Source organism: Staphylococcus sp. EG-SA-17, assembly GCF_017151845.1.
Lineage (GTDB): Bacteria > Bacillota > Bacilli > Staphylococcales > Staphylococcaceae > Staphylococcus > Staphylococcus aureus.
Window position 1 is genome coordinate 1 of record NZ_JACVZO010000043.1, and the last position, 11,943, is coordinate 11,943.

Here is an 11,943-nt window from a genome sequence, read left to right on the forward strand (position 1 = left end):
CTCCATATATGGAATGAAGAAAATCACAAATAGGGCACAGAGTATAGCTACAATTGAACCGAATGTCATAGTTATATCCGCTTTTATATGGTTTATGCATTTAAGTATACTATAACAACTACCGTTTCTTTAAGTAGAGTGTTTGCGCTAAGGGCATGCATAAGGGACCCTAACAACTCCAAACTCGCATTTGCAATTTTGAGATCATCAAACATTTCATTCCATAAGTAAGATATGTTTCACTTTATATGAGTTTTTTACATTCACATTCTGTAGTGGTTGTAAGAAAATTTTTTCTTTCTCTTAGGCAGTAATAGGCAATTTACCTGTACTAGTATGAACTTAGTAGTTAAATCGTTCATTAAGATAAAAAAACTTAGGAACTTTTTCCAAATACAATTCGTCTTGATAAGCATGAATTTCATCTAATGATTTCGTTATTGATTCAACTTTACCTTTTTTCTAGGGCGGCCGGAAATACAAGGTTTTACTTTAAAATTAAAACCATCAGCGAATTATTTAAATCTACGATTTATTCGACCATTTGTACGTTCTTTTCTTGGCTTATACATGACTGTTTTCAAGTTATCCGTTACAAGTTCATTATGTACACCTTCTATTAGCTCAAACGATTGTGTTAATAAATTAAATAAGGCATCACTTGATTTACGCATTGTCATGCATGATTATAAAACGAGAATAAGAAAGTAGTAGCACTCCTATATTTAGTGAAATCATTTGATTATCTTTCTTTTTAAAATTAATGGTTTCTTTCCAGTCAAACTGTACTTGATGACTGGGTTTTGTCTCGAATCTCGTTGAAACTTTAGGCGACATCTGTTGATAACTTTTCATAAAATAACGATTAAATTCATCATGCTTAAGGATAGCTCTAAATGTAGAATAGGCACCCATGTTTAACCTTCAAATATTGCCAAAATATATGCTTATAGTAGAACTATTGTTTACTAGTGTCTGAAAGTATCTTTTGGATGATCGGATAATAATTGTCAATAATAGACTGACGATTTCTCTTTCGAAATTTTTATTTTTCAATGTCTACTTTGAAGGGAGCTTATCAGCCGAAAAAGCGGGCGCCCCTCTTTACCAGAGCATAAAAAGTGAGAAATTAAATTTTTATATGATGAACAAAAGATAGCAGGGGAAGAAATAGCTAGTCAGACAGGGGTATGTCGCTCAACTGTTTATCGAGTTGTTAACGAAATGAAAAAACTTATACTATGAATTACTGTTTAAAAGCGTGCATGTTATAATATTTATTGAGCAAGTTGGATAGATGGTGGCTAATCTCTTAATAAAGGGGTGATGCCTATGGTTATAGTTGTTACTCCTAGAAAGGACTAGCATGTCTGATTTTGAAATGCTGATGGTTGTATTAACAATCATTGGTTTAGTATTGATTAGTAATCAAGGCCATAAAAAATAACCTTCTATTCGCTTTGACCGGCATTTTTGAAGGCTATTTTTAAATAAAATATAAGGTCACCGTCTTTTTAACGGGCTCATTAGGGTAACATGTTTCCGAGTGTTGCCCTTTTTGTGTTTCAAGAGTTAAAGATTTTCATCTTTTACTTCTACTTACTACAAATATATTTTAACACATTTTTCTTATGAATTGTAGTTCTGAACATAATCAGAAATAATAAAGCCAACTATCAATACAACAAAAAACAATAAAAAGTATAGAATGTAATCACGGACTATATAAAAAGTACTGCAGACCTCTTCATATATTTTTTCGGCATGCCATGAAATTAGCATCATGTTATTTCGGTATCAGCTACTAAAGTTGAAAAATAGAGGAACACAGTTGGATGCTGCGCATCAACTGCATAAGAGCCCCTAACAACTAAAGTTGAAAAATAGAGGAATACAGTTGGATGCTACGCATCAACTGCATAAGAGCCCCTAACAACTAAAGTTGTAAGGGGCTCTAAAATTTATTTTGGTTGATTGTCTTCTGGTTTATCTGAAGTCATCGTTTTTGTTGTATTATCATTTAATGAATCTTGTGCTTTTTCTGTTTTTGTTTCAACAGATGTTGCCACTTTATCATTTTCTACTTTTGTATTTTTTGGTTCAGTGACAACTTTTTTATCCTTGTCAGCTGTTTTTACTTTATCTTTAGTAATTTTTTGACCACGTTTTAAGTAATATTGAACGATACCCATTAAAATGATTGCATGAATAACAACGAATAAAATAATTGTCATTACTGTATAAACTCTTATGATATTTTCTGCAACACTTTGAGAGAGTGATTGCGTATTAAATGAAATCAAGTAACCAACAGGTGTTTTAAATAAAATAATAATTAAGTTTAATAATAGTATTCCAATGAAAAATTTGAAAAATGTTTTTTGACCATTTTTCATTGCTTTAAATCCATTAGCTAAGTGTGTTTTTACTTTATCGTTAGTTGATTCAACGAAACTAGTCATAAAGTTGAAAATAGGTATTAACAATAACCAAGTAATAATTGCTTTAATCAATAAAACAACAATGATTATGATGCTTTGAGTTGTAATAGCAATACCAATCAGGTGTGTACTATCTGCATATGATGATTGTACTGAATTCATAATCATTTCTGATACTGGAGAAAATAATTTGTATAGTAATGATGTCAGAAGTGAAAGAACGATAATCATTGCTATAGATACAAGACTGATCAGAACGCTCTTTAAATAATTACCTTTTTTAAATGCAATAAATAAATCGGTAAATTTTACTTTTTCATGACTCATTGCTCGTTTCATAACATTTGTAATTCCGATAAAAATTTGAACTAAAACAAACAGTGAAACTACAGCTGCTATAAGTAATACAGCGATAACTTTTAAATATGCATCTACTGGTGGTTTTTGCCCAAATTGTGAATAAATTGCAATAGTTTGTACATACTTAGCAAGCTGGAAATTAGCAAGTAAATATACAACTGCAATTACAGCAAATGCTATAAGTGCATATATCAATGTTATTAATAATTGTGGTTTAGCATTTTTAAATGCTGATTTAAAGTAAGTAAACAAAGTGGTGCCTCCTTTTCTTCATATAAATACAATAACAAAAAACACGTTATTTTCATATTAATATCTAATAAAAATTAATTAAAGTGACTAAAGTTAGAGAATTATAATAGTAAATTGTCAAAAATATGACTAATGTAAGAAATAATAGTTGAAAATTTGTTAATAAACATTGCGTCATCAAAGACCAAACAAGTCGCCATAAAGACATAAAAAAACTACTGCCATTGAAAAGTTTAATCGATGCAATGGCAGTAGGTTAAAATTATTAATGTACATGTGCGTGATGATGAGCATGATGGTTATGTGAATGACTATGTGTTCCTGAACATATAATCGATTCATCATGTTTGTGATTAGGCGTTTCTAATTGAATAGTCATATGGTGAATATTTAAATGTAATAAATCATGCTCAATGTTTTCTAATAATAATTCACATTCTTTCATTGTCAATGTATGGTCTACAACAACATGACAACTCAATGCATTCATATCATTTGAAATTGTCCAAACATGGCAATCATGCACACTTTGTATTCGTGAATCCTTTTTAATAGTAGTTATAACTTCATCTATATCAACATCACTTGGTGTGCCTTCCATTAAAATGTTAATTGAAGATTTTGTGATACCCCAAGCACTTTTTAAAATAATAACGGAAACTAAAATACTTGCGATAGGGTCGGCGATTGTCCATCCAAATGCCCAAATTAAAATAGCTGCAGTAATGGCGCCAACTGAACCTAATAAGTCTCCGATAACATGTAGAAAAGCACCACGCATATTTAAATTGTGTGAAGTGTCGCCGCCTTTAAACATAAAGAATGCAACAACGATATTGACAATTAAACCGATAATACTAATGATTAACATTTCTTTTGATTGAACTTCAGAAGGAACAAAGAAACGTTTAATCGCTTCAAAAACAATCAAAATACTTATTACAAAAAGCGTTACACCGTTAAATAACGCTGCGAGTACTTCGAAACGTTTATAACCAAATGTTTTTGTAGTTGTGGCATTCTTTTCAGCATAAATAAATGCGACAAGTGCAACACCTAATGAGAATGTGTCGCTAAACATATGGATACCGTCAGATAGTAATGCCAAGCTGTTAGCAAGGAGACCGCCGATGATTTCGATAAACATATATAGACCGATTATTAAAAACGATATAAACAATACTTTCTTATTATTTGTAGTTACATGACTATGCATATGGTCATGATGATGATGTGAATGAGACATATTATAACCCACTTTCTTTAGGATGATTCGCGTGATGTATGGCTTGCTTTAACATAGTTGCTACGTGGATGTCATCTAATGAATAAATCATTGATTGGCCTTGTCGTTTTGCTTTCACAAGATGCACACTTTTAAGTAATTTTAATTGGTGCGAGACATTTGATTGAGATAAATTCAATTGATGTGAAATGTGACCAACACTTGCTTCACTGACTGATAACAATTCCATAATACGTATTCGATTGTAATCGCCTAATGCCTTGAAAATTTCAGTTACGCGTTCTAATGTATCTGTATGTATTTCTGAATATTGTTCTGACATTATATGACAATCCTTTCATATGAATATTTGTTCATATATTAATTTAATACGTTCTCAGTAGTATGTCAATTGATTTTTATAGTTGTAACAAGTTTTACATATCTCATAAAGTGGTATGGCATAGGGAATAATAAATAGGAGAGTGTTGTAAATGAATATTTTGGTTATAGGTGCTAATGGCGGTGTAGGTTCGTTACTAGTGCAACAATTAGCAAAAGAAAATGTACCATTTACTGCTGGTGTTAGGCAATCCGATCAACTTAATGCGTTAAAATCACAAGGTATGAAAGCAATTCTTGTTGATGTTGAAAATGATTCAATAGAGACTTTAACTGAGACGTTTAAACCATTCGATAAAGTTATCTTTTCAGTAGGTTCTGGAGGGAACACGGGAGCAGATAAAACAATTATTGTCGATTTAGATGGTGCTGTTAAATCAATGATTGCGAGTAAAGAGGCTAATATTAAACACTATGTCATGGTTTCAACATATGATTCGAGACGTCAGGCTTTTGATGATAGCGGTGATTTAAAGCCATATACAATAGCTAAACATTACGCTGATGACTATTTAAGACGTTCAGGTTTGAATTATACAATTTTACATCCAGGGGCACTTACAAATGCAGCAGGATCTGGAAAGATAGAAGCTGCACAATATTTTGATGGTAAAGGTGAAATTCCTAGAGAAGATGTTGCGACAGTATTAAAAGAAATTGTCACATCCAATCATTTTAATTACCAAGAGTTTCAAATTATTAGTGGTGAGCAGGACATTAAAGATGCTTTAACTCAATTTGAAATTGAAAAGGATTAATAAGGATAGTAAATATGATTTGAAGCGGGTTACGTTTTCGTAACTCGTTATTTTTTTGAAAATGATGAATTATAAGTATGAATAAGTACGTATTGTCTATGCATTTTACAAAGAATTTGAACAATGTATGGCACAACTATTAAAGTTGTTTATTAATTGGTATAATGGGCGAGTAAATTTAAAGGGAAATGTGTACAAATGTAAGAGAGAGATAATCTCTATGCTATTAATTTTTAAAAATGTTAAAGTACTGTAAATTTAAGTGAAGCGCTTTAATTGGCAGTACTGCAATGTTAGTAAATATGGTACAATCACTAATAGTTAATTTGAAATGTGGAAATTTATAATACGATGTAAATGAGAACAAAATCAAAATATAATGGAACAACAACATCAGAGTTCTATTGCTTACTTAATCACAATGGAGGTGCAACAATGCCATTATTTTTACAACCAATTTTAAAAACAAAATTATGGGGCGGTCAACGTCTAAGTGAGTTTGGATATCAATTAGACAATGATACAACTGGGGAATGTTGGTGTGTGTCAGCACATCCAAATGGTACAAGCGAGATTATTAATGGACCATATCAAGGTCAAACATTAGACCGTATTTGGTCAGAACATCGTGAATTGTTTGGTGATTTCCCAAGCAAAGATTTTCCGCTTCTAACTAAAATAGTGGATGCAAGAGAATCACTTTCTATTCATGTGCACCCTGATAATTCTTATGCTTATGAGCATGAAAACGGGCAATATGGCAAATCTGAATGTTGGTATATTATAGATGCTGAAGAAGATGCAGAAATAGTTATAGGGACATTAGCAGAGTCTAGAGAAGAAGTTGCGAATCATGTTCAACACGGAACGATAGAGTCGATACTTAGATATATTAAAGTAAAACCTGGAGAATTCTATTTTATTCCAGCAGGAACAGTACATACTATTTCTTCAGGAATACTAGCATACGAAACGATGCAATCGTCAGACATTACATATAGACTTTATGATTTCAATCGTCAAGATAATCAATATAATGATAGACCGTTAAATATTGAAAAAGCTTTAGACGTTATTCAGTACAATGCCCCATTACCTAATATTTTGCCTGAAAGTGAAATTATTGAAAACCATAAGTGTACACACATTGTATCGAATGATTTCTTTACATTGGTTAAATGGGAAATTTCTGGCACGTTAAATTATATGAAGCCTAGAGAGTTCTGTTTAGTTACAGTGTTGGAAGGTGAAGGGCAAATGATTGTCGATGGTGAAATTTTCAAACTGACTACTGGTACAAACTTTATTTTGACTTCTGAAGATTTGGATAGTGTCTTTGAAGGTGATTTCACATTGATGATTAGCTATGTGTAATAGTGTAATAACAATTTAGGAGTGAATGATTTGAAGCAATTTCTATATATTGCGTTAGTATGTGGTGTGATAGCAGGTCTTGGTGCTTTCTTACATATACCGCAGTATCCGAGCATGACAATTCCACGTATAGTAGCTATTTTAGGAATTATCAGTGCTATGTTGACTTTTAAAGACAAGCAAATCAGCGCCTCATTAAAGTTTAGCGCATTGTTAATTAATGTGCTGCCATTATGCGGTACCTTTGTAGCTTCAAATTAATTGTCGATAGCGCGTTTGAATATAATACAGTGCATTAACAGAAGAAATATGATTGTGTTAATGACATTGATGAAAATAAAGCACATCAACATAACCTCTCACTTGCATAGTAGTGAGGGGGTTTTTGTTGGTTTATATAAAATGAAGTATTTTATATTTAATGAAAATTAAGACATGCTAAAATTCTAACGGCAGTATAGATATTTAAAAATGTGTATCAATGGCGCTATAGAGATAAGCAAGCATAGTGGTATCATATATAAATTTGTAATTTTTATTGCATAGTGTATCCAAGCATGTTTTTTATATGCAAAATAGGTAGCTAAATATGTTAAACTGTTTGTAACAATTTTTATCATTAAGACAGATATAATAAATAAAATATAGAAAACTGATTAAAAGGTATACAGTCGCTCGTATGTGTGTGTCCAACTGCATATAGAGTCGCACTTGTTGTAAAGCAAAATAGTTCGACTTACTTAAAAGGGAAAACGTTAAGGGTCTGGGACGTAAATTAATGTCCTGGGCGCTACAGTGTTATAGGAAATGCGATTAAAATCGCAGTGAACAAAGGGTATACAGTTGATCGCATACGCGTCCAACTGCATAAGAAACACTAAAAGAATGTAATTCATAGTGTTTCTAAAATTTATTCAGGTTAAGGAGTATTAAGATGACAGCAGAAACGAATTATTTTTGGTTGAATTGTGGATATAACCGTTGGAATCATAATGAACCGTTAGTAGGACAAACAGCTTTATTTGAATCAGGCGCACATTTTAACCCATCTCAAGGATTTAGAGCGTTTAAAAAGGCTAAAGTAGGAGATCAAGTCATCTTTTATCAAGTTCAGACGGATACTGGACTACTTGGATGTGGTGAAATTATTAGTGTTGAAACAGGTGCACAAAATAAAATACGTGTACAGTTTCGTTTTAATGAACAATTGAAACCATTAACAGCAGATTATCTAAAGCGTAGTGAAGCTTTGGAATTTCGTATGAGTAATATGAAAGAGACATTGTTCAACCAAATCACTGCAGAAGAGTTTGATTTAATAAGTGGTCTTGGTAAAGGCGAAATTAAGATACCACGTTATTTCTTTTTAGCTGAAACTGAAGAATTTGAACCTGGAAACCAATATACGATTTATACGCACACGTACAACGGTATTAAACGTAATGGTTATCATTTTTATACTCAGTTAGAAGAAGGCGACAATATTATTTTTTATAATCGAACAAAAAATCAATCTGTCGTTGGAATTGGAGAAGTATCAAAGCATATTCATGAAAAACCACCAATTCCTGGTAGAACAAATAGTACAGTGATTGAAGTGTCTTATGAGAAAGACATTACGCCGATTACATTAAGTACATTAAATAAGCATCCTAAATTGAAAAACTTATATTTCCTTCAAGAAAATGCAAAACAGGCTATTGCAAGTATGTCACAAGCACAGTATGATGCAATTATTGAAATGAGCGATAATAATGGATTGAAATCTCCATTTGAAATGGTTCAAAAACCAGATATGCTTGAAAGTGAAAAAGAAGAAGCGTTAAAGCCATTTATTTTACTTGTTGTAGATCGAAAAGAAGAAGGCTTAAAAGCGGCTAATGACTTATTGCAAAAAGCGAATGCAAATCCTGTTATAACAACAGGTCATCCTGATTTTTCAGAAGATATGCTTTATGGCAAGTATTTACCAAATGAAACAGGGGCATTATACTATCGTGAAGGATTTATTACTCAGTTAATGCCTAAAAAGGATAAAAGTTATTTAGTTATTGATAATTTTAATCGTATAGATACAGACATTTTCCAAACGTATATTAATGTGTTAGAAGGCTATGAGGTAACATTACCACGTTATAATAAAGACGGTAATATGATTAAATGGTCACGACAAAAAGATTCTTTCTATTATTTCAATCCTAATTGGCATATTGTAGGTATTACATATGATAGTTTAGAGGAAATTAAGGAGAAATATTCAGAGCAGTTTTTAAAATACACACGTATAGTCAAAGTCAAACATGACTAATGATATATGGTAGTTTTTGAAAAGAAGTAAGGAAAGATTAAAAATTGCATAATTGCATATTTGAATAACCGTATAAAGAAAAAATGACGGGTAATCAACCATAAGAGCTAATTAAGAGCTTATGATAGATTACTCGTTTTTATTTTAATAAATGATAAAGACAGTATATGAATATAAATGAATTTATGTTACTGAATTAAAACTTTATATGAGTTTCCAGTGGTATGTTGAATAAGGCGAACGACTAAACGCTAAGTTAATAATAAGAAATAAGATTACACTGTAGATTGAGAAATTTAAAGTAAATAAAAAATACATTATACAATAAATATAAAACTGAAAAATAAATTTTATGGCAATTTCGTGTCGCGAGGACTTATCAAGTGACAACCTTGTTTAAATGTTTTTAAATTAGGAAAAATGACTATAAGTACTATTGAAGGAGCGAATAAATTATGCCAATCGTATATTATGATGGAAACTGTATATATTGTTATAACTATGTCATTTGGTTAATTCAACATGACCTACCAAGAAATTATCGATTTGCTACGTTAAAAGGTGAAGTTGGACAACAATTTTTTAAACAACATCCAGAAGCGGCAAATAAAAATAGTGTGATTTTACAGAAAGGTGATCGTATATATTTTGAATCGCAGGCGATTATTCAACTAATCACAGCACTACCTAATCGAACTAAATTATTGGGCGTAGGTTTATGGCTTGTACCTAAACCAGTCCGTAATTTCGGTTATCGAATGTTTGCTAATAATAGAAATAGAATGTGGAAAACAACATGGCACCAACCAAATGATTATGAAAAATCGTTCTTTTTAGATGATAATGCGAAAGTAAAACTTACTGATTGATAAAACATAGTTGCTAATTGATAATAGACATACTAGATGATGGATTAAAATTTAGGCATTTAAAAAGCCAAACACCTCACAATTAAATTAGAATAATTATAAAAAAGAGAGTGAAAACACTTTACAGATTAGAATCATTATAATATAATAATTAATATAAACAAGTAAGACGTAGACAATTTTAAGGAGTGTATTAAATATGAGTAATCAACAAGATGTTGTAAAAGAATTGAATCAACAAGTAGCAAACTGGACAGTAGCATACACAAAGCTACATAATTTCTACTGGTATGTGAAAGGGCCTAACTTCTTCTCATTACACGTTAAATTTGAAGAATTATATAATGAAGCAAGCCAATATGTAGACGAATTAGCTGAAAGAATTTTAGCGGTAGGAGGAAACCCTGTAGGTACATTAACTGAATGCTTAGAGCAATCAATTGTTAAAGAAGCTGCGAAAGGTTACTCTGCAGAACAAATGGTTGAAGAATTATCTCAAGATTTCACAAATATCTCAAAACAATTAGAAAAAGCGATTGAAATTGCTGGTAATGCTGGCGATGATGTATCAGAAGATATGTTTATAGGTATGCAAACATCAGTAGATAAACATAATTGGATGTTTAAATCTTACTTAAGCTAATCTACAGATAAGTAATAATATAAATAAAAGCCAACACATAAATGGGGAATACGCCCAGAATGTGTTGGCTTTTTGAGTTTAATCTCATTGTTAAAGAGCAATTAAAGTCAATTTAAATAAGTTACTCTGCGATTTCTAAAGCAATTTCCATCATTTGTGTAAATGAATTTTGACGTTCTTCAGGTGTAGTAGCTTCGTCACGTAAAATATGATCACTTACTGTGAAAATACCAAGTGCTTTTTTACCAGCATGAATCGCATTTAAATATAAACCAGCTGATTCCATTTCGATACCTAAAATACCCATTTTTTTCCAAGCAGCATTGAATGTTGGATCGGCATTGTAAAATGTATCAGAAGATAATACGTTACCTACGTGTGTAGTAGCACCGATTTGGTCAGCGACATTTTTAGCTTTAGTTACTAACTCGAAGTCAGCGATAGGCGCGAAATGACCTGGAATATTGTATTGATCTACATAATTTGAATTAGTTGATGCAGCTTGTGCAATAATAACATCGTATAAGTTAACATTTTCTTGTAATGCGCCACAAGAACCGATACGAATGATTGTGTCTACATCAAAGAAGTTGTATAACTCATATGAGTAAATACCGATACTTGGAATACCCATACCAGAACCCATTACAGAAACTTCTTTACCTTTATATGTACCAGTGTAACCAAACATGTTACGTACATCGTTAAATTGTTCAACATTTTCTAAAAAATTATCAGCAATATATTTTGCGCGTAGCGGATCGCCAGGCATTAATACTGTTTTAGCAATTTTTACTCCATTTGGTTGAATATGTGGTGTACCTTTTGTCATTTGTTATCTTCTCCTTAATATTCATTAATAATTTTAAGATAACATTTGTTTCCCTTTTTTGCGAATTTTTGTACTATAGAATTAAAGAATTATAAAAATATAATCCTGATTAGCTTGTTGTCAAGTCATCGTTCATAATGAAGATATCACGTTCAATTGTATTGTTTGTTTATGGGAAATGAATTAATGTAATAGTATATGTATGCGGTTACATAAAAAGCGAACATCTAACCTGATATTTAAATGAACCTGACGCTCAATCAACTAATTTACAACCGTATTTTTATAATCAACCATAAAGGAGGAGATAGAAAATGAATAGTGCAAAATTGATTGATCACACTTCATTGAAGCCTGAGTCAACACGTACGCAAATCGATCAAATCATCGATGAAGCGAAAGCATACAATTTTAAATCTGTATGTGTGAATCCAACGCATGTTAAATATGCAGCAGAGCGACTAGCTGATTCAGAGGTG

12 protein-coding genes and 2 pseudogenes are annotated in these 11,943 nt (G+C 31.5%); 9 read left to right on the forward strand and 5 right to left on the reverse strand.

Annotation, left to right across the window (positions count from 1 at the left end; translation table 11 throughout):
* Positions 1-515: 515 nt before the first annotated feature.
* On the reverse strand, positions 516-674 hold the full coding sequence (locus tag IDG65_RS13315; RefSeq protein ID WP_024928151.1) for a hypothetical protein: 159 nt from the start codon (positions 672-674) through the stop codon (positions 516-518).
* A gap of 409 nt (positions 675-1,083) precedes the next feature.
* Here IDG65_RS13315 and IDG65_RS13320 point away from each other — a divergent pair.
* Together IDG65_RS13320 and IDG65_RS13325 are read left to right on the forward strand one after the other, a co-directional pair.
* Positions 1,084-1,245, forward strand: a pseudogene (locus IDG65_RS13320) (helix-turn-helix domain-containing protein); the annotation flags it as partial.
* A gap of 97 nt (positions 1,246-1,342) precedes the next feature.
* Positions 1,343-1,447 (forward strand): hypothetical protein, encoded by a 105-nt coding sequence (locus IDG65_RS13325; RefSeq protein ID WP_075583739.1) that lies wholly within the window; start codon positions 1,343-1,345, stop codon positions 1,445-1,447.
* Positions 1,448-1,961: 514 nt separating this feature from the next.
* Here IDG65_RS13325 and IDG65_RS13330 read toward each other — a convergent pair.
* From IDG65_RS13330 to czrA, 3 genes are all read right to left on the reverse strand, one after another.
* On the reverse strand, positions 1,962-3,053 hold the full coding sequence (locus IDG65_RS13330; RefSeq protein ID WP_206174148.1) for a transcriptional regulator: 1,092 nt from the start codon (positions 3,051-3,053) through the stop codon (positions 1,962-1,964).
* 265 nt (positions 3,054-3,318) lie between these two features.
* Entirely contained in the window at positions 3,319-4,299 is a 981-nt protein-coding gene (gene czrB / locus IDG65_RS13335) for a CDF family zinc efflux transporter CzrB (RefSeq protein ID WP_000019744.1), read from the reverse strand.
* Between the two features lies 1 nt (position 4,300).
* On the reverse strand, positions 4,301-4,621 hold the full coding sequence (gene czrA, locus IDG65_RS13340) for a Zn(II)-responsive metalloregulatory transcriptional repressor CzrA (protein ID WP_000003755.1): 321 nt from the start codon (positions 4,619-4,621) through the stop codon (positions 4,301-4,303).
* Between the two features lie 151 nt (positions 4,622-4,772).
* On the opposite strand from czrA, the gene IDG65_RS13345 reads away from it, so the two are divergent.
* The 6 genes from IDG65_RS13345 to IDG65_RS13370 all read left to right on the forward strand — a co-directional run bounded on the left by IDG65_RS13345 (position 4,773) and on the right by IDG65_RS13370 (position 10,632).
* Positions 4,773-5,438, forward strand: a complete 666-nt coding sequence (locus IDG65_RS13345; RefSeq protein ID WP_001024097.1) for an SDR family oxidoreductase — start codon at positions 4,773-4,775, stop codon at positions 5,436-5,438.
* Positions 5,439-5,873: 435 nt separating this feature from the next.
* The gene (locus tag IDG65_RS13350; protein WP_001127960.1) at positions 5,874-6,812 is read left to right on the forward strand and encodes a type I phosphomannose isomerase catalytic subunit; all 939 of its coding nucleotides are present in this window, start codon (positions 5,874-5,876) and stop codon (positions 6,810-6,812) included.
* 30 nt (positions 6,813-6,842) lie between these two features.
* Positions 6,843-7,073 (forward strand): hypothetical protein, encoded by a 231-nt coding sequence (locus tag IDG65_RS13355; RefSeq protein WP_000808817.1) that lies wholly within the window; start codon positions 6,843-6,845, stop codon positions 7,071-7,073.
* A gap of 673 nt (positions 7,074-7,746) precedes the next feature.
* Positions 7,747-9,120, forward strand: a complete 1,374-nt coding sequence (locus IDG65_RS13360; protein WP_000123402.1) for an EVE domain-containing protein — start codon at positions 7,747-7,749, stop codon at positions 9,118-9,120.
* 455 nt (positions 9,121-9,575) lie between these two features.
* Positions 9,576-9,989 (forward strand): thiol-disulfide oxidoreductase DCC family protein, encoded by a 414-nt coding sequence (locus IDG65_RS13365; protein WP_001123311.1) that lies wholly within the window; start codon positions 9,576-9,578, stop codon positions 9,987-9,989.
* Between the two features lie 199 nt (positions 9,990-10,188).
* Positions 10,189-10,632: a Dps family protein gene (locus tag IDG65_RS13370; protein ID WP_206174150.1), complete on the forward strand. Its 444-nt coding sequence runs from the start codon at positions 10,189-10,191 to the stop codon at positions 10,630-10,632.
* 121 nt (positions 10,633-10,753) lie between these two features.
* Here the strand turns inward: IDG65_RS13370 and deoD are convergent, their stop codons facing one another.
* Positions 10,754-11,464 (reverse strand): purine-nucleoside phosphorylase, encoded by a 711-nt coding sequence (gene deoD / locus IDG65_RS13375; protein ID WP_000160303.1) that lies wholly within the window; start codon positions 11,462-11,464, stop codon positions 10,754-10,756.
* Between the two features lie 314 nt (positions 11,465-11,778).
* Here deoD and IDG65_RS13380 point away from each other — a divergent pair.
* Positions 11,779-11,943 (forward strand): annotated as a pseudogene (locus IDG65_RS13380) (deoxyribose-phosphate aldolase); the annotation flags it as partial.

Coding starts and splice junctions, on each gene's coding strand:
- IDG65_RS13315 (WP_024928151.1), bottom strand. CDS start 674: ATGCGTAAATCAAGTGATGCCTTATTTAATTTATTAACACAATCGTTT.
- czrB (WP_000019744.1), bottom strand. CDS start 4,299: ATGTCTCATTCACATCATCATCATGACCATATGCATAGTCATGTAACT.
- czrA (WP_000003755.1), bottom strand. CDS start 4,621: ATGTCAGAACAATATTCAGAAATACATACAGATACATTAGAACGCGTA.
- IDG65_RS13345 (WP_001024097.1), top strand. CDS start 4,773: ATGAATATTTTGGTTATAGGTGCTAATGGCGGTGTAGGTTCGTTACTA.
- IDG65_RS13350 (WP_001127960.1), top strand. CDS start 5,874: ATGCCATTATTTTTACAACCAATTTTAAAAACAAAATTATGGGGCGGT.
- IDG65_RS13360 (WP_000123402.1), top strand. CDS start 7,747: ATGACAGCAGAAACGAATTATTTTTGGTTGAATTGTGGATATAACCGT.
- IDG65_RS13365 (WP_001123311.1), top strand. CDS start 9,576: ATGCCAATCGTATATTATGATGGAAACTGTATATATTGTTATAACTAT.
- IDG65_RS13370 (WP_206174150.1), top strand. CDS start 10,189: ATGAGTAATCAACAAGATGTTGTAAAAGAATTGAATCAACAAGTAGCA.
- deoD (WP_000160303.1), bottom strand. CDS start 11,464: ATGACAAAAGGTACACCACATATTCAACCAAATGGAGTAAAAATTGCT.